At 47.5% G+C, this 21,828-nt stretch carries 19 protein-coding genes; all 19 read right to left on the bottom strand.

Annotated elements, in window-relative coordinates:
- Positions 1–199: 199 nt before the first annotated feature.
- The 19 genes from ftsZ to CP943_RS08765 all read right to left on the bottom strand — a co-directional run bounded on the left by ftsZ (position 200) and on the right by CP943_RS08765 (position 21,785).
- Positions 200–1,333 (bottom strand): cell division protein FtsZ, encoded by a 1,134-nt coding sequence (gene ftsZ, locus CP943_RS08855; protein WP_105980926.1) that lies wholly within the window; start codon positions 1,331–1,333, stop codon positions 200–202.
- Between the two features lie 34 nt (positions 1,334–1,367).
- Positions 1,368–2,666 (bottom strand): cell division protein FtsA, encoded by a 1,299-nt coding sequence (ftsA, locus tag CP943_RS08850; RefSeq protein WP_020451307.1) that lies wholly within the window; start codon positions 2,664–2,666, stop codon positions 1,368–1,370.
- Between the two features lie 183 nt (positions 2,667–2,849).
- Positions 2,850–3,203: a small basic family protein gene (locus tag CP943_RS08845; protein WP_003181559.1), complete on the bottom strand. Its 354-nt coding sequence runs from the start codon at positions 3,201–3,203 to the stop codon at positions 2,850–2,852.
- A complete protein-coding gene (locus CP943_RS08840; protein WP_026579758.1) occupies positions 3,203–3,928 on the bottom strand; it encodes a DUF881 domain-containing protein in 726 nt (241 codons plus the stop codon). The genes CP943_RS08845 and CP943_RS08840 overlap by 1 nt, the downstream gene beginning before the upstream one ends.
- 25 nt (positions 3,929–3,953) lie before the next feature.
- The gene (locus CP943_RS08835; RefSeq protein WP_371268716.1) at positions 3,954–4,613 is read right to left on the bottom strand and encodes a DUF881 domain-containing protein; all 660 of its coding nucleotides are present in this window, start codon (positions 4,611–4,613) and stop codon (positions 3,954–3,956) included.
- Positions 4,614–4,642: 29 nt separating this feature from the next.
- Positions 4,643–5,431 carry a cell division protein FtsQ/DivIB gene (locus CP943_RS08830; protein WP_020451304.1) on the bottom strand — a complete coding sequence of 263 codons (789 nt, stop codon included), beginning with the start codon at positions 5,429–5,431 and terminating at the stop codon, positions 4,643–4,645.
- A gap of 205 nt (positions 5,432–5,636) precedes the next feature.
- Entirely contained in the window at positions 5,637–6,548 is a 912-nt protein-coding gene (gene murB, locus CP943_RS08825; protein ID WP_023857251.1) for a UDP-N-acetylmuramate dehydrogenase, read from the bottom strand.
- Positions 6,549–6,576: 28 nt separating this feature from the next.
- Positions 6,577–7,677 (bottom strand): undecaprenyldiphospho-muramoylpentapeptide beta-N-acetylglucosaminyltransferase, encoded by a 1,101-nt coding sequence (gene murG / locus CP943_RS08820; protein ID WP_105980925.1) that lies wholly within the window; start codon positions 7,675–7,677, stop codon positions 6,577–6,579.
- A 71-nt stretch (positions 7,678–7,748) separates the two neighbouring features.
- A complete protein-coding gene (gene spoVE / locus CP943_RS08815) occupies positions 7,749–8,849 on the bottom strand; it encodes a stage V sporulation protein E (protein ID WP_020451301.1) in 1,101 nt (366 codons plus the stop codon).
- Between the two features lie 52 nt (positions 8,850–8,901).
- Positions 8,902–10,257, bottom strand: a complete 1,356-nt coding sequence (murD, locus tag CP943_RS08810; protein WP_020451300.1) for a UDP-N-acetylmuramoyl-L-alanine--D-glutamate ligase — start codon at positions 10,255–10,257, stop codon at positions 8,902–8,904.
- The gene (gene mraY / locus CP943_RS08805; RefSeq protein ID WP_020451299.1) at positions 10,258–11,232 is read right to left on the bottom strand and encodes a phospho-N-acetylmuramoyl-pentapeptide-transferase; all 975 of its coding nucleotides are present in this window, start codon (positions 11,230–11,232) and stop codon (positions 10,258–10,260) included.
- Between the two features lie 127 nt (positions 11,233–11,359).
- Positions 11,360–12,826 (bottom strand): UDP-N-acetylmuramoyl-L-alanyl-D-glutamate--2,6-diaminopimelate ligase, encoded by a 1,467-nt coding sequence (locus CP943_RS08800; protein WP_101560822.1) that lies wholly within the window; start codon positions 12,824–12,826, stop codon positions 11,360–11,362.
- A gap of 207 nt (positions 12,827–13,033) precedes the next feature.
- The gene (locus tag CP943_RS08795; protein WP_020451297.1) at positions 13,034–14,968 is read right to left on the bottom strand and encodes a stage V sporulation protein D; all 1,935 of its coding nucleotides are present in this window, start codon (positions 14,966–14,968) and stop codon (positions 13,034–13,036) included.
- A gap of 145 nt (positions 14,969–15,113) precedes the next feature.
- Complete coding sequence (locus CP943_RS08790) at positions 15,114–17,249, bottom strand: penicillin-binding protein (protein WP_020451296.1); 2,136 nt, start codon at positions 17,247–17,249, stop codon at positions 15,114–15,116.
- A gap of 6 nt (positions 17,250–17,255) precedes the next feature.
- The gene (gene ftsL / locus CP943_RS08785; RefSeq protein ID WP_043927563.1) at positions 17,256–17,609 is read right to left on the bottom strand and encodes a cell division protein FtsL; all 354 of its coding nucleotides are present in this window, start codon (positions 17,607–17,609) and stop codon (positions 17,256–17,258) included.
- Positions 17,610–17,640: 31 nt separating this feature from the next.
- Positions 17,641–18,579, bottom strand: a complete 939-nt coding sequence (rsmH, locus tag CP943_RS08780; protein WP_020451294.1) for a 16S rRNA (cytosine(1402)-N(4))-methyltransferase RsmH — start codon at positions 18,577–18,579, stop codon at positions 17,641–17,643.
- 66 nt (positions 18,580–18,645) lie between these two features.
- On the bottom strand, positions 18,646–19,077 hold the full coding sequence (mraZ, locus tag CP943_RS08775; protein ID WP_009328555.1) for a division/cell wall cluster transcriptional repressor MraZ: 432 nt from the start codon (positions 19,075–19,077) through the stop codon (positions 18,646–18,648).
- 125 nt (positions 19,078–19,202) lie between these two features.
- Positions 19,203–20,819 (bottom strand): bacillithiol biosynthesis cysteine-adding enzyme BshC, encoded by a 1,617-nt coding sequence (gene bshC, locus CP943_RS08770; protein ID WP_020451293.1) that lies wholly within the window; start codon positions 20,817–20,819, stop codon positions 19,203–19,205.
- 78 nt (positions 20,820–20,897) lie between these two features.
- On the bottom strand, positions 20,898–21,785 hold the full coding sequence (locus tag CP943_RS08765; protein ID WP_105980924.1) for a 2-dehydropantoate 2-reductase: 888 nt from the start codon (positions 21,783–21,785) through the stop codon (positions 20,898–20,900).
- Positions 21,786–21,828 lie beyond the last annotated feature (43 nt).

The following is a 21,828-nucleotide window of genomic DNA, read 5'->3' as shown; positions in this document are numbered from 1 at the left end:
GTTCATAGTTCGGCCAGATGACAAGCTGAAAGGAAAATCCGTGCATCCGGGAGAAAAGAGAGAGGTTAGATGCAAGGCTTTTGAGGGAGGCGCTTCGATCAGAATGACAATTGATGCTTTTGGAGGGGAGAATCCGTTCCAGCGCATAAAAAAAGCCGCCGACTTCTTGTCGGCAGCTTTCCAATGTATTATAGACGTTTTAGCGTTTATTGCGGTTTCTTAAGAAAGTCGGGATGTCAAGCGTATCCTCGGCAGGCTGTGATTGGCTGCGATGCGGCATGCTTGGCTCCTCGCGCTTCGGCTCCCGTTTCGGAGCAGGCTGATGATGCTGTTTTAAGCCTTGGTTTAAAGGTCTCTGCGGCTTAGATACATCTTGATCCTGTTCGATAAAGCCGGTCGCGATGACCGTAACGACGATTTCGTCTTTCAAGTTTTCATTGATGACAGATCCGAAGATCATGTTGACGTCCTGGTCAGATGCAGCCGCCACAATGTCCGCTGCTTCCTGAACTTCGTAAAGGCTTAAGTTGGCTCCGCCTGTAATGTTCATCAGCACGCCTTGGGCACCGTCAATCGCCGTTTCAAGCAACGGGCTGGAAACAGCTTTTTTAGCGGCTTCTGCAGCGCGGTTCTCACCTGTCGCTACACCGATACCCATCAGTGCAGAACCTTTGTTGGACATGATTGTTTTGACGTCGGCAAAGTCAAGGTTGATCAGTCCAGGTGTTGCGATCAAGTCTGAAATGCCCTGAACACCTTGGCGGAGAACGTTGTCCGCTTCGCGGAACGCTTCAAGCATCGGTGTGTTTTTATCGACGATTTCAAGAAGACGGTCATTCGGAATGACGATCAGGGTGTCGACGGCTTCCTTCATTGCTGAAATACCGCCTGCCGCCTGAAGCTGTCTTTTTCTTCCTTCAAAGGTAAACGGCCTTGTGACAACGCCGACAGTCAATGCGCCCAGATCTTTTGCGATTTGTGCGATGACAGGTGCCGCGCCCGTTCCTGTTCCGCCGCCCATTCCGGCTGTGACGAACACCATGTCTGCACCTTTCAGCGCTTCTTCAATTTGTTCTTTGCTTTCCTCTGCGGCTTTTTTGCCGACTTCCGGATTGGCTCCGGCGCCGAGCCCGCGTGTCAGCTTCGCACCAATCTGCATTTTCGTTTCCGCTTTTGACAGGTTGAGAGCCTGGGCATCCGTGTTGACTGCGATAAACTCGACTCCCTGAACGTCATTTTCGATCATCCGATTGACGGCATTGTTACCGCCGCCACCTACTCCTATTACTTTAATCGATGCTAAGCCGTCTATATTTGTTTCAAACTCTAACATGCTAAATCCTCCTAATCCGTCGAATGACTAATCTCTATTCCCAAAAGAAGTTAAATATTTTCTTCATTTTGCTCGGCTTTTTCTCAGCTTGAGCGTGCTGCTTGGATTTTGGCTTCGGTCGCTGCTGCACTTCTTTTTGATGTGTTGCCGCGACTTCCTGAACCGCTTGTTCCGGCATCTTAAACCCTACTTTTCTGCCTTGGATTTTTGCGTTGCGGTAAGCGAATTGGATGAGGCCGACTCCTGTCATGTATTGAGGTTCTCTTACACCGATATAATTCGGGCTAGCCACTCTGACGTTATTTTGAAGAACATCCTGTGCGAGGCTGAGGACACCCGGCATTCCAGCCTGTCCCCCTGTAAGCACAAACCCTCCCGGCAATTCTTTTATTCCCATGTTCCGCAGTTCCTCTGCCACGAATAAAAAGATTTCTTCGAGCCTGGCTTCTATAATGTCTGCCACTTCCCGCTGAGAAAAGGTCTGCTTTTGGTCTGTCCCGATCACGGCGACTTCAAATGTTTCCTCTTCCGACGCTTCTTCATAGAAAGCATGTCCAAACTGCTTCTTCACCCGCTCAGCTTCGTCTGTGGAAGTGCGCAATCCGATTGAAATATCCTTGGTGATGTTTTCTCCTCCCAGGGGTATGACGCGGGTCGCAAGAAGATGTCCGTCCTCAAATACGGCAACCGTTGTCGATCCTCCCCCGATGTCGATTAAAGCCACTCCGAGGTTTTTTTCGTCCTTTGATAAAGCGACAGATCCGGCAGCCAGCGGCTGAAGGCAAATATCCGTTATTTCAATTCCCGCTCTTTCCACACAGCGCAGCAGGTTATGTAAGATCGTTTTAGAGCCCGTGATCAGCGATCCTTCCACTTCAAGGCGGACGCCGAGCATCTTTTTCGGATCTGTAATATCGCCTCTGCCGTCAACGATAAACTGTCTCGGAATCACATCGACGATCAGCTGTTCAGGCGGGATGGAAACGACTTGAGCGGCCTCCATCACCCGGCGCACGTCTTCAACGTGGATCTCTTTATTCTCGCTTGAGACAGCCACAACACCGTTCGTATCTTGAATATGGATGTAGTTCCCATTAACCCCGACGATCGCGTGGGTCAGCGGAAAACCTATCATTCTTTCTGCTTGTTCAAACGCTTTTTTTATAGAATGAACCGTTTCATCTATATCAACGATTGATCCTTTTTTCAGCCCCTCTGAGGGAACATTTCCGACTCCGATAATGTTAAGAGAATCGTCTGACATTTCACCGACGATCACTTTAATATTGGACGTACCGATGTCTAGACTGACGTAAAGTTCATTGTTGTTCATTCTATGGCACCTCCTCACATTTCAGTCAATTCTATTCTATTATTTGCCGAACAACAATACAATGAATCTGGTTTTACAAGTGTGTAACAATCAATACAAACCAATACGCTTCGTTTTTAGTTTTAGGATTACTGTGAATATTCGTGATATCCTATGTATATCCTCTTTTAAATCCGATTTTTTTTAATTTTTTCTCCTCGAGGCCGTCCATTTGGCGAGCAGTATTCTTCTGATGACCGCGATGTTTTGAAAAAGCCTCACGCCAAATGCAAACATACCGACTAAATACAAGTCTACACCAAGATGAACGCCCAGAAAAGCCAAACTTATGGCGAGAATGATATTGAAGAAAAAGCCCGTCACAAAAACTAGTTCATCGTATACACTTTCCAAATGGGCCCTTATTCCCCCGATCAAAGTATCAAGGGATGCAAGAATCGCCAGGGACAAATAATTTGAGTATTCATCCGGAATGGTGAAGTTCGTGCTGAACCCGATTGTAATTCCGAGCAAAAGCCCTAAAACCGGAAGCCACATTAGGAATTCTCTCCTTTTGATTTCTCGAGCGGTTTCAATGGCGCAACTTGCATTGAACCTTCGTAAGCTTTGATTTTGATTTGTTTTTCAGGCCTTTTGATTTGCAAATCCAGATTTTCTCCCGCGAACAGATCCTGCAGGGATGAAGCATTCATTCGGCTATATAGTTTATCGGCGTTTTTGCCGATGACTTTTACCGTTATCGGATAGTTGTCCAAAGGATATCCGTCGATTTTGGTTGTTCCGTTGATATCCCTGATCACCGTCGTGTTGACAACCCTTCTGTCATTGATCGATATTTCTTCCGCTTCATACATATTCAGTTCATTAATCAGCTTTTTCAGAAGGTCTGGCGGCGGATTTTGAAAGGATTCTCCCGTGAGTTCTTCCGAGAAAAGCTGAGAAATGGTGATGATGATTCCGTTCCCTGTAACATCTGTGAAGCCGGCCTGTTTTTTTAAGTTTTGAAGCGTTTCATTCAACGCTTTTGTCCGCGAGGTTTCTTCTTGATGACTGTATGTGTTCAGCATTTTTTCATATTTGTCAATTTCGCTGATCAGCTCAAGCTGTTTTTTCTGTTCTTTCTTCAGATCCTCCCTGAGGTCCCAAATGTCCCTCGTATCGCGGACTTTCGGCGCTTTCAGCGAATTAAACTGCACGGACAGCATAATTCCGAAAATGAGCATCAGGATGCTCAAACTGATGAAACGATTATTTTTCTTCAACGTCCGCCCACCAACTTTTCAACGTTCATTCCCCCTGCTTTAAAAGGGGCTCCATCTCGATTTGGTCTTGTTTTTCGATGCTGACTGAAATATGATCGCGGCTCAGCTGGTCCACAAGTCCTCCTGCAATGTTCAGCGCCGGCATCAGCACATCCGGATCCCCGATGGCCGAAATGACAAACGGCGCGGGATACTGGTTGCCGTCAACCGTGATGACAGGACCGTTGCACGATATGTAAGAATGATGTGTCACACGCTGTCCGTTGATCGACACCGCGGCCGCCCCGGAAATCCACAGCTCATTGAGCAGGCGGAATATGTGGCTTTCATGGACGATATAGTTGTTGACATTCTCACCTTCCGGTATGTAAGAAGCGTCTTTCAGCGTCACCTTGATTCCTTCGCCCTGAACGCCGATTTCCCCGACGAACATTCTGTACCTTTCAACATCTTCAACAATATTGTAATACTCTTTTTTTTCCTTTTTCAAAGCCGTCTCTGTTTTCTGTACTTCCTGCTGTTTTTTGTAAAGCTCCTGTTCCAGCTTCTTATTTTGCTTTTCCTGGGAAATCAGCCGGTCGCGCAAGGAATACTCCTCTTTCCAATTTTCAGCTGTTTCTTCATGGTCTTTGTTTTCCCTGGCGAATTGATAGGAGAAAGACAGCAGGAATCCGAGGACAAGCATGGCGAGTGAAAGATTGACTGTGTGCCTCTTCAATTTCCGTCTCCCTTTTTGCTTTCATCCGTTTTTTTCAGAGGTTCAAAATAAGTCGCAACTTCCATATGGATAATGCCTTTTTCCCCTTTCGGCAGCTCTTTTACGATCGCCGGATAGCTGTTCATTTTCTGTCCGAACGTTTTCAGCGAAGCCGTCACGATATAGCCGTCGTTCATATACAGTCTGATCAGCCAAGGATTTGATTTTTGAGGCGTATAGTTAATCTCGGAAATCGATTTTTTCACGGAATCGGAAAGCTTGTTCAGCTGTTTTGCCATTTGAACGAGCTTTTCGTCTTCCTCCCAGTTATTAAGGGTCGGTCCGATGTCAGTCGGCGTCACCTCTTCAGGAAGCACCGTGCCGTTTTCAAGCACGGAGTAGTACACATTGTGTTTTTGCAAAAACGCAATGCTTTTATACTCTTCGATGGAGATGGCGATTTTGTTGGGCAGCTGTTTAGAGATTTCGGCTTTTTTGATCAATTTATTCTGCTCGATCTTTTCTGCGGCTTTTTGCTTGCTCAGACTCCAGAATTCCGTCTGTCCTTTATGGATCGAAGACAGGGAAATGATCTGGTCTTTTGAAACGTTTTTGTTTCCTTTGATCTCTACCGTCGAAACTTTGCTGATCGGCGTCTGCAGGTAAATGATAATCAGCATCATCGTGAAAAAGAGCAGAATAAAGGTGATCAGCCGGCGGTTTGCCTTTTGCTTTCGCTGTTCTTTGATTTTGGGAATCCGTTCTTCTATATTCACTACTTTTTCTTTATCAATACCGGGTTTCACGTAGGCTCACCTCAGGTTAATAAAGCAGACAAAAAGACTTTTATTTGCTTATTTTTGTTCGGAAAAATGACGCGCTTTTCGACATATGAAAGCACGGGGCAAGCTAAAAAGCTTCCATTTAGCGAAACAAACGACATACTAGGATGCCGTTTGCTTGTTTGTTTCATACATTATATCATAAGGCGATCTGAAGTAGAGAGGCCGTTTACCGTTTTTCTCCGATAATTTCGACCTCAGTGTGCATGTCGATATCGTATTTTTCTTTAATCGTTTTTTGAATGAATGCAATCAAATCCAGGACGTCTTGCGCTGTTGCGCCGCCTGCGTTGACGATGAAATTGCCGTGCATCTCTGAAACCTTTGCCCCGCCGATCTGATGGCCTTTCAAACCAGCCTCTTCTACTAGCCGGCCCGCATGTTCAGGCAGCGGGTTTCTGAAGATGCTGCCTGCGCAAGGGTTGGACACAGGCTGCGTTTCTTTTCGGTAGTCTTTGTTTTTCTGCATCTGCGCAACGATCTCATCGCGTTCTTTTTGCTCCAGCTGGAGAACGGCTTCAAGACATATGCCCGGCCGCTCGTTTTGCAGGATGGACGTGCGGTAGCTGAACGCCATCTCTTCATTCGTCAGCCAATCGATCGTTCCGTCTTCAAACAGGATCAATGCTTTCACCAATACCCTGCTGATATCAGAACCGTGGGCTCCGGCATTCATGTAAACCGCTCCGCCGACCGAACCCGGAATGCCCGCGGCAAACTCAAGGCCGGAAAGCCCTTTTTTGCTGATGCCTGTCGCAAGCCTTACGACAGAGTAGCCGCCGCCGACCGTTACTTGCTCGCCGTCGATTTCCATATGGTCAAGCCCCTGTCCGAGCTTGATGACAACGCCTCTTATCCCTTCATCAAGGACAAGAAGATTCGAGCCTCTGCCGATGGCCGTCCACTTGACGCCGTGCTTCTTGATCACCTTCATCGTATCTTTGACAGCTTGAATGTTTTTCGGAACCACCAGCACATCAGCCGGTCCTCCGATTTTAATCGTAGTATGGTTGCTGAGCGGCTCGTTTTCCAGAACTTTGCCGACTTCAAGTTCTTTTAATTCTTGTATCACCTTATCCATCGAAAACCTCCAAAATCCTTCTGTCTTATCATTTTGCATGATGTTTCAGTTCTTTCAGCACATTGTACAAGCGTTCGGCCGCGTCCGGTACGCCAAGCGACTTCGCGCGGCTCTTCATCTCTTGCAGCGTTTTTTCGTCTTGTAAAATATGATCGATCGCCTGAATTAAGCGGTCTCCATTAAGCTCTGATTCTTTTAAAACGACAGCGGCGTTCTGCTCTCCTAGTGAGCGTGCGTTCACTTCCTGGTGGTTGGCCGTAACGTACGGACTCGGAATCAATACGCTTGGAATGCCGAGCGCGGTGATTTCCGCTATTGTCGTTGCTCCCGCACGTGCCACGACGACTTCGAACTCTTTTAAGTACTCGGGCATTTGATGGAGAAATGGCTGAACGACCATATTCGGAGCGGGGTCTTCTTTTTTAAGCGCAGCTGTTACTTTATCATAGTGAACTTCCCCTGTGACATAAAGAACCTGGTAATCCCGCTTTTTAAATTCGTTTTGCATCGCGATAACCGCTTCATTGATCGGAGTGGCACCGCGGCTGCCTCCGAAAATAAGGACCGTTTTTTTGCCTTCTGAAAGGCCCAAAGCGGTCAGAGAACGACCCCCTTTTATAGAGACGACTTCAGACGCCCTCGGGTTTCCTGTAAAAACAACTTTTTCTGCAGGAAAATGCGGTTTCGCTTCATCAAAACAAATGGCTACCTTATCAACATATTTGGATAAAAACTTATTGGTGAGTCCGGGAAGGCTGTTTTGTTCGTGGATAATCGTCGGAATCCCCAGTTTTGAAGCGGCGTATACCACGGGTCCGCACACGTAGCCGCCCGTGCCGATCACCGCGTCGGGCTTAAACCGTTTTAATTCTTTTTTGCATTCTTTTACACCCTTTAAAAAGCGCATGACGGTTTTGACGTTTTCAAATGACAGCTTTCTTTTAAAACCCGTAATTTCAATCGCCTTGAAAGGGATCCCTTCCCGCTCGACGATATTTTTCTCCAGGCCTTTTTCGGTTCCGATATATAAAAACTCAACATCTTCTTGATGCCGTTTCACTTCTTTAATAAACGCAAGGGCGGGGTAAATATGGCCGCCCGTTCCGCCTCCGCTAACAACAATCCGCATCTGTTCTCCCCCTTATTCCTTATGTACACGCCGATAACCCTGCTATCTCGCAACAGGGTTATCGCCAAAATCTAGTATCTAGAATACCTGCTGACATTCAGCAGCACGCCGACCGCCATAAGCATCAAGGTCAGTGATGAACCGCCATAACTTAAAAACGGAAGCGTGATGCCTGTAACAGGAATCAGGCCGGTCACGACGCCAATATTGATCATAACCTGAATCGCTATCATCGAAATGACGCCGACGGCGACAAAACTGCCGTATAAATCGGGCGCACCGAGCGCGATTCTGATGCCTCTCCATAATAGAACGCTGAAGAGCAAAAGAATCAGCGATCCGCCGATAAAGCCGAGCTCCTCTGATAAAATCGCGAAAATAAAATCTGTCTGCGGCTCAGGCAGATAAAAAAACTTTTGCCTGCTCTGGCCGAGGCCGAGGCCGAACAGCCCGCCGGGCCCCACCGCATAAAGAGACTGAATGATTTGAAAGCCGCTCCCCAAAGGGTCCTCCCAAGGGTTCAAGTATGAAGTGATCCTTTTGATCCGGTACGGCGCCGACAGCACAAGGCCGACAAAGCCGCTCAGACCCAGAAGACCGAGAAAAACGAAGTGTGAAATTCTCGCACCCGCGACGAAGATCATAATGATGCATGTGCCGACCATTACGGTTCCTGTTCCAAGGTCAGGCTGCATCATGATGATCAAAAAAGCTGAAAAGACAATACCCAGCGCCGGCACAAAGCCTTTTCTAAACGATGTAATATTCTTTTGCTTTTCAGATAAAAACTTGGCCAAAAATGCGATCATCGCGAGCTTCATAAACTCGGACGGCTGAATGCTGAAAGCGCCGACTCCGATCCAGCTCCTCGACCCGTTCCGTTCCATGCCGATTCCGGGAACAAGGACGATGATGAGCAGAAAGAAACATACTATGATCAGTATTTTCGCATAAGTTCTCCACGTCCAGTAGTCGACATTCATGATGAAAAACATGGCGATGACTCCGATGCCGGCAAATAAAAGCTGCCGTTTCGCAAAGAAAAAGGAGTCGTCGTATTTGTAAGTCGCCCATACTGCACTGGCGCTGTATACCATAATCAGTCCAATTGTTAAAAGCAATAGCGTAATGATAACCAGCAAAAAATCCGGTGACGTTTTTTTTGTTTGCAAAGCCGAACACCCCAAGCTCTAATTCTTAGGGCTATCTTTACGAGACAAGCCCTTATTTAAGCATATGCACGGCGTTTACAAACATGTCACCACGTTCTTCAAATGTTTTGTACTGATCCCAGCTTGCACAGGCCGGGGACAGAAGAATGACATCTCCTTCGTCTGACAGGCTGAACGCCGCAGTTGCTGCTTGTTCAACATTATCGACACGTTTAACCTGTTGTATTCCCATTTCTTCGGCCAGCTTCTCAAACTTCGGTGCGGTCTCGCCGAATGTGATCACCGCTTTGACAAAAGACATATGCGGCTTTAGTTCATCGAATTCATTTCCGCGGTCAAGCCCCCCTGCCAGCAAAATGACCGGCTTTTGAAAGGCGGACAGCGCTTTTTTGGTCGCAAGAATGTTTGTCGCTTTGCTGTCATTGTAAAACAGTCTGTTTTTGATCGTCGCGACGTATTGCATCCTGTGCTTTACACCGGTAAAGCTCGTCAGCACCTTGCGGACGGCCTCATCGGAGACGCCTGCGGTTTTAACAATGCAAAGGGCGGCCAAAATGTTCTCCAAATTGTGCTCTCCCGGCAAAACGACGTCTTCAAGCGGCATGACCGGTTCACCGTTAAACATGATCACGCCGTCTTTCACGCACGCTCCGCGCTCAAGTGTCCGGCGGACCGAAAAATACACCTTCTCCGCTTTTGAACACTCGGCAAGCCGTACGACTGTCTCATCGTCCAAATTGACAACGGCAACGTCTGTTTCCGATTGATTTCGATAGACCTGCTGTTTGGCAAGCTCATAATTTTGGCGGGAATGGTGATAATCGAGATGGGCATCAAATACGTTTAATAACAATCCGATTTTCGGTCTGAATTGATAAGTCCCCATGAGCTGAAAACTCGACAGCTCTGTCACGATCCATTCGTCTCCGCCGGCCTGATTGGCCACTTCGCTTGCCGCCGTGCCGATATTACCAGCAACGAGCGCTTTTTTCGAATCGGCTTTCAGCATTTCATAAACAAGCGTTGTCGTTGTCGTCTTTCCGTTTGAACCGGTAATGCCGATGAACGGAGCATCTGTCAGATGATAGGCAAGTTCAACCTCCGTCCAGACCGGTATGCCCCGCTTCAGCGCTTCTTCGACCATCACGTTTTCATAGCGGATGCCCGGATTTTTAATCAGAATGTCGATCGAATGAAGATCAAACAGTTCCGTCGGATGAGAGCCGCAGACGACTTCCACCCCTTTTTCCGCGAGAATCCGCGCAGGTTCATTCTCCTCAAAAGGCAGCTGGTCATTCACGACAACCTTTACGCCTTTTTCATGAAGGATCGAAGCGGCAGCATATCCGCTTTTCGCCAGCCCCAGTACGAGCACATTTTGATTTTGCAATAAATCTTGAGTATCCACTTATAACCACACCTCGATGTAAATTCCTAAGACGGCAAGCAGAAGTCCCGCTGTCCAAAAAGTGACGACAACTCTCCACTCAGACCATCCGACAAGTTCGTAATGATGGTGAAGAGGGCTCATTTTGAAAATTCGTTTGCCGGTCGTTTTAAATGAAATGACCTGCAAAATGACGGACAGCGTTTCAATGACGAATACGCCGCCGATGATGACAAGCAGGATTTCCAGTTTCGTTAAAATCGCGATCGTCACAATCGCCCCTCCGAGGGCAAGCGATCCTGTATCTCCCATAAAGACTTTCGCGGGGTGCGCGTTAAACACAAGAAATCCCAACACCGCTCCGACAACAGCAACCGCGAAAATGGCGACATCGTATTGCGACTGGTTCCATGCCAAAATTGCAAACGCACCGAACGCGATGGCAGCAGTACCAGACAACAGCCCGTCAAGCCCGTCAGTCAGGTTGACAGCATTTGAACCGCCGACAAGCATAAAGATGACGAGCACCGGATAAATCCAGCCGAAATCAAATGACAGCTCTGTTCCCGGAATGCGGATGTCAGTCGGCAGCCCTTGGAAGTGGTAGACGGCATAGAATACCAGAGCAATCACGATTTGGCCGATCAGTTTTTGTTTGGATGTGAGTCCAAGGTTGCGCTTCATCACGACTTTAATATAATCATCCAAAAAGCCGAGCAAGCCGTATCCAACCGTAACAAACAAGAGAAGGATCATGTTCATGCTGACTTCGGAAAATTTCATTGTCATGACAATGGTCGTCGCGATAATCGACAATATGATCATGACGCCGCCCATCGTCGGCGTTCCCGATTTTTTCTGATGGGATTTCGGACCTTCCTCACGGATGCTCTGCCCGAATTTCAGCCTTCTTAAAAACGGAATGAAAATCGGAGATAAAAGAACGCTGATTAAAAAGCCCATGATAATGGTAAATAAAATTACTTGTTCGAGCATCGTTCTTCTCTCCTTTCCGCGTGATATAAGTAGCAGCATACGCATTTATCATATTCACTGTTTTTTTTCATATGTTGATTTATTTCATCCATCATTTCAACAACTCTTTCCTGTAGTTCTTTTTCGGTTATTTCAGCTCAAGAATGGCTCTTTTGGCCACCTCAGCATCATCAAAATCAAAGGTTTGACCGCCGATCTGCTGATAGGTTTCATGGCCTTTGCCTGCGATCAGGACGACATCGCCTTTTTTGGCGTTTGCAATGGCAAAAAAGATCGCCTGCTCACGGTTGACGATGCTGTGATAGTAAGCCCCTTTTACGCCTTCCTCCATATCGTTTAAAATGGCGAGCGGGTCTTCGCTTCTCGGATTATCGGCTGTAAAGACCGGTTCATCGGCAAGGTCAACGGCAATTTTCGCCATTTTCGGACGCTTCGTCTTATCGCGGTCCCCTCCGCAGCCGACGACGACAAACAGCTTTCCTTCCGTTAAGCCTCTGCACGTGTTCAAGACATTTTCGAGGCTGTCAGGAGTATGGGCATAGTCGACGATTACCGGAAAGTCCTGGCCGGCGTCCACAAGCTCAAATCTTCCTCTGACGCCTTTCAGCCCTTCAATTCCTTCTGTGATCGTGGCAAACGGGATATCCGCTGCTAGTGCGATCCCCGCGGCCGTTAAAACATTGTAGACGTTAAAGAGGCCGACAAGCGGAATCGTTACTTGTGCAGTACCTTTGGGCGTCACCAGATCAAAGGTTGTCCCTTTCGGAGCCATTTTGATATTTTCAGCCATGACATCGGCATCGTTTTGAATTCCGTATGTCAAAAGGTGTGCTGACGTCACTTGGGCGAAATACGCTGAAGCAGGGTCATCCGCATTCAGCACGGCCCACTTCGGTGTATCGTGGTTAAAAGATCCGCCGAGCTGAGAGAAAAGCAGACTTTTCGCATGTTTATATTCTTCCATTGTCCGGTGGTAGTCAAGGTGGTCCTGAGTCAGGTTCGTAAATGCGGCGATATCGTAATCACACCCGTGGACCCGGCCCATGTGGAGAGCGTGTGAAGACACTTCCATGACGGCTGTATCCACATCCTGATCAACCATTTTTCTAAACGTTTTTTGAAGTGTGACGCTTTCCGGCGTCGTATTTTTTGCATCGAACGTTTCGTCATGGATTTTCGTGTACATCGTGCCGATCAGTCCTGTGCGGCTCCCGGCTTTTCTAAAGATCTCCTCCACCATGTGAGAAGTCGATGTCTTGCCGTTTGTGCCTGTAATGCCGATCAGCTTCAGCTGCTTCGTCGGCTGTCCGTAAAAGGCGTCCGACAGCACGGCAAGCGCTCTCTTCGTATGGCGGACGATGATCACCGGCACATCGGCGTCAACTTCCCTTTCCGCCACGATAGCGGCAGCCCCTTTTTCAGCGGCTTGCCGGGCGTAGTCATGCCCGTCGACTGTATAGCCTTTTATACAAACAAAAAGACTCCCTGTCTTGACTTCCCTGGAGTCCATCTCAATTGAAGTTATATCAGGGTCTTCTTGGCCGGCAAAGGAAGGTGCATTTTTTAAATATGTAAGAAGCTTTGTTAATTTCATCGTATCAAACCTCTCAAGTCTAATCATTCTTCATTCGTTGTCATATGTTCCTGCGTTGATTAACCGCACGAGCTGCATGCAGACATACAGTTCATATTTTAGCGTAAAAAAGAGGATACATCCAGCTAATCCTTTAAAATCTATATATTTTTTAGGAGGAACGGCCCCCGGACATCAGCCGGTTGCCGCTCCTTATCATGATCCGAATTAATCAGAGGCTCCGTCTTTATTGTCAAGGTAAATGCGAATGGTCGATCCTTCTTTTACTTTTTCGCCCGGCTTAGGGGACTGCTGAACGACGACATCGCCTTTTCCGGAAGCTTTCAGCCTGAGGTTGATCAGCAATGGTTCAAGCTCTGTCACGGAAAGCCCTATAAGGTTCGGGACCTCGATCAGCTTTTTGTCCAGCCATTGATATTTGCGTTCAATCTGATCTTTCCGCTTCTTAACGCCGAGCTGTGGAAGGCTGTCTCTCATGATGTTTCCGACGATCGGCGCTGCAACTGTACCCCCGAATTGAATCGTGCCTTTCGGATTGTCGACGGCGACGTAAACGACGATGCTCGGATCATCTGAAGGAGCCGTTCCGATAAACGAGACGATGTGATTGTTTTTTAAATATTTCCCGTCCTTGACTTTTTGCGCCGTACCGGTTTTGCCGCCCACCCGGTAGCCGTCGACAAAAGCGTTCCGCCCCGTCCCCTGGGCGACAACGCTCTCCAGCGCGTAACGGATCTGTTTCGATGCCTCTTCAGAAATCACTTTTCTTTTGGCGATCGGCGTCTGTTTTTTCACTGTTTGTTTTGTTACGGGATCAATCCACTCTTTGGCAATATACGGCGTATACAGCGTTCCGCCGTTGACAGCTGCAGAAACAGCTGCGACCTGCTGGATCGGTGTCACCGATACCCCCTGGCCGAAAGCGGTTGTCGCCTGCTCTACAGGACCGACGCGGTCAAGCGGGAATAAGATGCCCGTTCCTTCGCCTTGTAGATCGATCCCGGTTTTTTGTCCGAAGCCGAAATTTTTAATGTAGCTGAACAGTTTTTCTTTGCCAAGCCGCTGACCAAGCTCAACAAATCCCGGGTTGCACGAATTTTGGACGACTTCAAGAAACGATTGTGCGCCGTGTCCGCCGCGCTTCCAGCATTTCAGCCTTGCGCCGTCCACTTCAACGGAACCCTTATCATAGAAGTGATCTTTTTGGAGGTTGACTTTGTTCTCTTCCAAAGCTGCGGCAAGCGTGATGATTTTAAAAGTCGAACCGGGCTCATATGTGCTCCATACAGGCAAGTTCCGATTATAGACTTTAGGATCGATTGATTTGTAGTTTGCGGGGTCAAAGTCCGGCCGGCTGACCATCGCCAATATCTCCCCGTTTTTCGGGTTCATCGCAACACCGACCATTCCGTCCGGGTTATACTTCGCTTCTGCGATATCAAACTCCCGCTCCATAATCGTCTGCACCTTTGAATCAATCGTCAGCTTCATATCAAGCCCGTCTTTCGGCGGTGTATAGTCATCCGCCTCCCCCGGCATCCTCTTGCCTTTTGCATCAGAATAAAATTTCACATAGCCCTTTTCACCTTTCAACTCTTTGTCATAAAAAGCTTCGAGGCCAAGCAGACCCTGGTTGTCAATGCCCGCGAATCCGAGCACATGGGACAGATAGCTGCCGAACGGGTAATGGCGGATCGAATCTTCTGCAATGTATACGCCTTTCAAGTTGAGATCTCTGACTTCTTTTGCTTTCTCATGGGAAATTTTCCGGCCCTCGGGATTGATCCTTTCAATTGACGTTTTTTTCGTGACATGTTTGTACGCTTTTTCTTCCGACATATTCAACACGCTGGCCAGCAGTTTGCTCGTTTTGATCGGATTTTCAACCTGCCTCGGTACAACCAAAACCGATGGCGCGCTTTGGTTTGTCGCCAGCTTGACGCCGTTTCTGTCCAATATTTCGCCCCTTTCCGGCTCAAAAGGAAGGTTCCGGCTCCACGAATCTTTAGCTAATGTCGTCAGTTTATCCCCCAGAACGAACTGAACGTATCCGAGCCTTGTATCAATAATCAAAAAGATGATCACACCAAAAAGCAGAACGAATATTAAACGTTTTCTGACCGTTACATTGGAAACGCGCAAGAGACCGTTCACTCCTTATTTAGGCTTGTTTCATTTTATGCCTTGGAGCGTTTTGATAGAACGGCCCTTATTTTTATATGCTCAGGAGGCGCCGCGCCCAAACGGAAGGCTATCGACTCTGAGCCGATAGCCTTTTAGACGGGATCTATTCGTTTTTCAATCTGACTTTTACGACCGAGTTGGCTTTTAATTCTTTGCCTGCTTTTACATTTTGGCTTTTCACATAACCCTGGCCGCTCGTTTCGATATGAATGCCTGCCATGGCGCCGAAGCGGAGAGCGTCACGCTTTGACCAGCCCGTCATATCAGGCAGTGTGATTTTCCCGTCGGCCTTCAGGAAGACCCTCTGATTCGGCAGGACGGCTTCTCCCGCTTTCGGGTACTGTTCTTTCACAGCCAAGCCATCGCCGATCGTAACCGGAACAAGGCTGCTGTTTTGCGCCTCTTTTTCGGCGGATTTGGCTCGTTTGCCGGTGAAATCAGGCATTTCCAGCTGTTTTTCTTCCTGCTTTTCTTCTTTTTTGGTCTCTGTCGGTGTGATATTTAAATAGTGAAGACTGTTTTTCATCACCGGATTGAAAATTTTTGATACCGGAGCAGAACCTGTTTCCGTAGCCTTTAATTGCGGCTGCTGTACGGCTACATAAACGAGAAGCTGCGGATCGTCCTTCGGCGCCATGCCCATGAAGGAGAACACGTAGTTTTCGCGGCCGGTCAAATATCTGCCGTCTTCTCCGGCAATTTGCGCCGTACCGGTTTTTCCGGCGACATCAAATCCTTCGATCTTGTACGGCTTCCCCGTCCCTTTATCAGATGTGACGACTTTTCCCAACAGGTCGCGCACTTCTTTTGCCGTTTTGGCAGAGATCGGCTGTCCGACTTTTTCCGGTTTATTTTGATAAATCGTTTTGTTTTTGTCAGAATCAACGACATGATCGATGACATAAGGCTTCATCATTTTTCCGTTATTCGCGATCGCTGTCGCGGCCTGAAGCTGCTGGATCGGCGTGACCGCTGAACTTTGACCAAAGGCAGTTGATACTTTATCACGCAAATATTCAAAATTGATTTTGCTGTTCGCTTCTCCAGGCAGGTCGATGCCCGTTTTGTCGTAAAAATGGAACTTCCGCAAATATTGATTGAAGCGGTCTGTGCCGAGTTTATCATTGGCAAGGATCGCAAACGCGACGTTTGAGGAGCGTTCAACACCTTCATTAAATGTGATCGGGCCCCAGCCGTTGCCGCCATTATGGTCTTTAATCGGCTTATCTTTTTTAGACACCGAATATGATCCAGACTTGTATTGTTCTCCTCCATTATATACGCCTTCTTGGATGGCTGCCGCCAATGTGAAAATCTTCATCGTTGAGCCTGGCTCAAAGCTGTAGGAGACAAGGTCGTTGTAATAGTTCGTGACATCGCGCACGTTCGGGTTGAAGCTCGGCCTTTGCCCCATCGCGAGCACTTTGCCCGTTTTCGGATCAACGACCGCCGCCATAATCTTCTTCGGCTTGTATTCTTTTTGGACGGTCGTCATGCTGTCTTCCAAAAACGCCTGGATTTTTTGATCGATCGTCAAATACACGTTGTCTCCATTGTTTGGCGCTTTAATATTTTCGTTGCTGTTCGGCAGGCGCCAGCCCGTTCTGTCGGTGTCGTACGTCATGTATCCGTCCGTTTCTTTCAAATAATCGTTGAGCGTTTTTTCAAGGCCCATCATGCCTTGCATTTCACCTGTTTTTGCGTTGATCTGCGAATAGCCGATGAGATTGGAAGCGAAGATTCCGTTTGGATAGTAGCGCTTCGTATCGCGGGTGAACACGATGCCAGGCAGCTTCAGCTTTTCGATTTTTTCTTTTTGGGCATATGTCAAATCCCGCCCCGCCGATCCGAATTCAACCTGAAACGCTCCTTTTTTATTGAGAATATCGAGCACTTTCCCCTCATCCATACCGAGAATCGGCGCAAGCTTCTCAGCCGTCAGCTGCTTGTTTTTCACGTATTGAGGTTCCATCTTTTTGCTCATAATCGCGACGAGCTTGTATGTCGAAGTGTCTTCGGCAAGCACTTTTCCGTTCCGGTCAAGGATCGATCCCCGGTGGGCTTCGATCGTCCGCTTTTTCTCATACTGTTCGTTCGCCTTCTGTGCAAGCACTTCGCCGTTCACTTTTCCCGTCGCTTGAATAAACGCAAATCGTCCTACGATAACAAAGAAAAAGAGGGCAAAACAAATACTGAGTATTGCCGCTCCTCTGTTCATGAATTTATTTTTTTTCGGCATTGTGCATCATTCCTGTATGTCTTTCACTTTTTTATCACCTAATTTAAGGCCTTTTTTCCGGGCGATGTCCATGATACGGTCCGGCTCTTTCAGCATATCGGCTTCTTTTTCGAGGTCATCAACTCTGCTGCTTTCCGTTTCAACCTTCTTTTCGAGCTTTTGAATTTCAATATTGGTCTGATACGCGGCAAAAGCCTTTGAAATCATAAAAAGTGAAGCGCTGAGTACAGCCAGGGCAAAAAGCACAATCAGTACCTTTTCCCCAAGCGTTATCGATGCTCTTCTCCGGATGATAACGGATTGTTCTGCACTGTTTGTCTGTCGTTGCTGTTTTTCTACTTTATAAGCCAAATTGCTCATAGACTGATGACCTCCTTTTAATTCGTACAGCTCACTCTCGTGCTTTTTCCGCGATGCGCAGCTTCGCTGAGCGCGCACGGTTATTGTGTTCAAGCTCCTCTTCAGAAGCTGTGATCGGCTTTCTGTTGACTAACTTTAATTTCGGTTCAAACTCCTTGGGGATCACGGGCAGTCCGTGAGGCAGTTCAGGAGGCGATGACATCTCTTTAAATGTCGATTTGCAGATCCGGTCTTCCAGCGAGTGGAACGTGATGACCGATACCCTTCCGCCCGGCTTCAGTACCTCAATCGCCTGTAAAAGCGCTTCTTCAAACACTCTCAATTCATCGTTTACCGCAATTCGAATCGCCTGGAAGATCCGTTTAGCCGGATGCCCGCCGCTTCTTCTTGCCGGTGCGGGAATCGCCTCTTTGATGATATCGACAAGCTGGCCTGTTGTTTCAATAGCCGATTGTTCTCTTGCTTTTTCGATTTTCCTGGCGATTTGCTTGCTGAACTTCTCTTCTCCGTATTTAAAGAAGATTTTCACGAGATCCTCATAAGGCCATTCATTGATGACTTCCTTTGCCGAAAGGCCCGCCGACAGGTCCATTCGCATATCAAGAGGTGCATCATGATGATAGCTGAAGCCCCTTTCAGGTGTATCCAGCTGAGGAGATGAGACGCCTAAATCAAATAAAACACCGTCCACTTTCGTGATGCCGATTTCGTTTAGACGGTCTTTTAAATACCGAAAATTGCTTTTTATGAAAACGACTTGTCCTTCATGATCCGCCAGTTTTTCCTTCGCGTGGCGGAGTGCGGTTTCATCCTGGTCAAAAGCGACCAGCTTTCCTTTTTCAGACAGCTGTGAAAGCAAATATTCGCTGTGACCGGCACCGCCTAATGTACAGTCTACATATGTACCGTCTTCTTTTACATTTAAACCGTCAACTGTTTCTTTTAATAATACTGTTGTATGCTCAAACATTTCTTTACTAGTCCCACCTTTATTCAAATGAACTGATTGCAGAAGCGCCGCATGCGCAAAGATTCATTATATATCAAATCCGATCATGTTTTCAGCTATTTCGGCAAATGAATCTTCCTGCTCTTCTACGTATTGTTCCCAAATCTCTTTGCTCCACAATTCAATTCGATTTGAAACTCCGATGACCACGCATTCCTTCTCAAGCTTTGCATAATTTAAAAGCGGTGATGCAATGTTGATCCGGCCCTGCTTGTCCAATTCGCATTCGGTGGCTCCGGAGAAAAAAAAGCGGGTAAAAGCGCGTGCATCTTTCTTCGTAAGAGGAAGAGCCTTCAGTTTTTCTTCGATGAGTTTCCATTCGGACATCGGGTAGCCAAACAGGCACTGATCAAGCCCGCGCGTCAGAACGAACTGCTCGCCGAGGCCTTCTCTGAATTTCGCCGGAACGATCATGCGGCCTTTTGAATCAATCGTATGCTGGTATTCACCCATAAACATGATCTCGGCCCCCACTTTCGTTCCTCAACTCACCACTATCCACCACTTCTCTCCACAAATTTATTTTACACTGTTTTAGAACAAAAAAAAACCCTGAACTACTCAGGGTTTTTTAAAAAATTATTTCAAAGTTTGACAACTTGATGCATGTTTTGAAATGAATATGGCAAATCCTTGTATTTTTCCAAGAAATTCGGACCGTATTTGTTCAAATAATACACGATGTTCCAAATTCTCTCCTGCGGAGCGTCTAAAGGCTTGATGCTCGTTTGAATTTTGTCAAAATCACGCAAAATGTAGTTTTCTCTTTCTTCAATCCTTTTAATAACCGTTTTCTCCAAAAATTCGAGCTGGTCTTGAATGAAGCCTGAGTTTTTTTCTAAAAGGGGGCCGAGGCTCCCATCGATTTCGAGGGCTTCAGCGCGCACAGCGGAATGGATGTTTTCGATTTTTTCTTTCGCCTGTTTGACCGAATCGGTAAAACCGCTCGGAACCTTATCTTCAAAATACTGCTCTTTTTTGGCGCGGGCTCCCTTTTCAATCGATTCACGGAGTTCGATTCCCCGCTCGCCCAGCTTTTTTTCGATGTGCCGCTCAAGGAATGTAACCTGAAGCCTCGGTATGACAGGCGGCATTTTATAGCCCATAACCTGAAAAGCGCCTTTCAGCTCGCCCCAATAATTGATCTCTCCGGGACCGGCGATGAACGCCAATGTCGGAAGAAGGTATTCCTGCATGAGCGGCCTTGTTACGACATTATTGCTGAACGCTTCCGGCTTTTGGCAGATCAAATCGCAAAGCTCTGCTTCAGACCACTGAAGGTGAAGCTCTTTTATAAAAAACGCCCCGTTTTCTTTTTCGATTAAAAAGCGCTCGCCGTCGTGCTCATAAAAAAGGTTCGCATGCTGTGCGGCTCCTTCGATAATCGGTGTGTAGCCCAGTTGTTGCATGAATTCCTGCTGCCGTTTGACAGAATCGGTCAGCTCGTCGTTTCTGTTCAGCAGCTGCCGGAAAAAACGCGCTTCAAGGGCTCTGATGCCCGGGTCGCCGGAATTCAGAAGGATCAGTCCGTCTTGTTCAAACATGCCGGCAACAAGATATTCGAAAAAATCGGTGAAGGAAAGAGACTGCCTTAAACATCGGCGCAAATGGCTGAGAAGATCATTCGTATACTCCGTTTCTTCAAATGAGGCAAAAATCCCGTCCAGCCACTTTTCAGCTTTTTCGGCATCGAGCGCCGTTTTTGACGCCTGGCTTTTTTTCCAGTGAGACTGCGGGAGCTTGTGCTTTTTCACCTTGCCCCCGTCAGAAATGTAGACGTGATTGATTTCTTCCAGATCGTGGTCTTCCCCCGCAACCCAGAATACCGGAATGACCGGAACGTTCAGCTCTTGTTCTTTTTGCTTTGCAAATACAAGGATCGATACGATTTTATGTATAGTGTAAAGAGGACCCGTTAAAAGGCCGGCCTGCTGCCCTCCGACAACGACGACGCTTTTCGGATCGCGAAGCCGTTCGATTGTTTCATTCATGCTTGCCGATTGAAATTTGCTGTGATAGTCGAGCAAATAGTCAGCTAAAGCATCGCGGTCATACGTCCGGGAGGAAAGGTCATCCAAACGGACACTCCAACTTTCATTGCTCAGGCCGTAATCGAAAAACGGCTCTATCTCCTTTTTTCCATTTATATAGTCTCGAACAAAAGGGTTTTGACTTTGTATGGAAAGTTCAGTAAGCTGCATCTTTAGAACTTCCTTTCTCCAGTAAATAGTTAGCTTTCCGAAACGAGTATAGCACGTTCCGCGATTCGGTCAAAAGATTTAGCTCCATTCGTTTTCAAGCGCCTTGATACTGCGATATAAAAAGGTAAGGTGCGGAGCAGACTCCTCTGACTCTTTTGCCCGCTTCAGCAGATAGCCCATAATCGCATCGGCTTCCGTTTTTCTTCCGGCCAGCACATCGGCAAGCATCGAAGACGTGTTGCTTTTTGTCCGGCGGCAAACGGAAAGAACATGGTCCCATGCTGCTTGGCGGTCTTCAAGTTTCAAAATCCGGCTCGCTTCTTCAAAAACGAGCTTCATATAGGCCTCATACATCGGCTCTTCAAGCAGTGCGCCGTTTTCCACCCGCAAAAGAGCCGTCAGCGGATTGATGCACGCATTGACAATCAATTTTCCAGCGAGGGTCTTATACCAGTCTTCGCACCAAATAAAAGGGAACGCTTCATGAACTGAAGCGAGCTCTTTTTTCAGCCGGGAGGCGGATGGGCTTCGGAACGCGCTCCATTTTACGGCCCCTTTTCCCGTGTGCCGGAATGTGCGGTCATCCACCCTGACTGCCCCGTGTTCCACAGATCCCGTATAAATGCGGTGGCCCGTCTGCCATTTTTCAAGCACGGGAATATGGGCCATTCCATTTTGCAGGAACATGATATCACAAGGAGCGGCCTGTTCCAGTTCCGGCAGAACGCCTCCGAGCTGATGCTCCTTTACGGCAACAAAAAGAAGATCGCAGTCCGGATCAAGTTCAGTCCTGCCTCTGACGTTCACGATCATCTCTTGTTCGTCTTCAAGAAGGCGGATTCCCTTTTCTTCAATCGCTTCAGCCTGTTCCTTTCTCCGAGCGATCACCGTCACTTCATGGCCGAATGAAAAATAGTATGCAAAAAGGAGGCCGACCGAGCCTCCTCCGATGACTCCGATTTTCACATGCTCACACCCTGATTTTTTTCATATACTGTATATCATAGCA

Origin of the sequence: Bacillus paralicheniformis, from assembly GCF_002993925.1 — a bacterium.
GTDB lineage: Bacteria > Bacillota > Bacilli > Bacillales > Bacillaceae > Bacillus > Bacillus paralicheniformis.
This window is presented reverse-complemented; position numbering and strand designations above follow the sequence as displayed.

What these genes read in the sequence shown, in the direction of transcription:
- rsmH (WP_020451294.1), bottom strand. Translation starts at nt 18,579, where the DNA reads ATGTTTGAGCATACAACAGTATTATTAAAAGAAACAGTTGACGGTTTA.
- ftsZ (WP_105980926.1), bottom strand. Translation starts at nt 1,333, where the DNA reads ATGTTAGAGTTTGAAACAAATATAGACGGCTTAGCATCGATTAAAGTA.
- mraZ (WP_009328555.1), bottom strand. Translation starts at nt 19,077, where the DNA reads ATGTTTATGGGTGAATACCAGCATACGATTGATTCAAAAGGCCGCATG.
- CP943_RS08800 (WP_101560822.1), bottom strand. Translation starts at nt 12,826, where the DNA reads ATGAAATTAACAAAGCTTCTTACATATTTAAAAAATGCACCTTCCTTT.
- murG (WP_105980925.1), bottom strand. Translation starts at nt 7,677, where the DNA reads ATGCGGATTGTTGTTAGCGGAGGCGGAACGGGCGGCCATATTTACCCC.
- ftsA (WP_020451307.1), bottom strand. Translation starts at nt 2,666, where the DNA reads ATGAACAACAATGAACTTTACGTCAGTCTAGACATCGGTACGTCCAAT.
- CP943_RS08790 (WP_020451296.1), bottom strand. Translation starts at nt 17,249, where the DNA reads ATGCCGAAAAAAAATAAATTCATGAACAGAGGAGCGGCAATACTCAGT.
- ftsL (WP_043927563.1), bottom strand. Translation starts at nt 17,609, where the DNA reads ATGAGCAATTTGGCTTATAAAGTAGAAAAACAGCAACGACAGACAAAC.
- bshC (WP_020451293.1), bottom strand. Translation starts at nt 20,819, where the DNA reads ATGCAGCTTACTGAACTTTCCATACAAAGTCAAAACCCTTTTGTTCGA.
- murB (WP_023857251.1), bottom strand. Translation starts at nt 6,548, where the DNA reads ATGGATAAGGTGATACAAGAATTAAAAGAACTTGAAGTCGGCAAAGTT.
- CP943_RS08845 (WP_003181559.1), bottom strand. Translation starts at nt 3,203, where the DNA reads ATGTGGCTTCCGGTTTTAGGGCTTTTGCTCGGAATTACAATCGGGTTC.
- mraY (WP_020451299.1), bottom strand. Translation starts at nt 11,232, where the DNA reads ATGCTCGAACAAGTAATTTTATTTACCATTATCATGGGCTTTTTAATC.
- CP943_RS08835 (WP_371268716.1), bottom strand. Translation starts at nt 4,613, where the DNA reads ATGCTTGTCCTCGGATTCCTGCTGTCTTTCTCCTATCAATTCGCCAGG.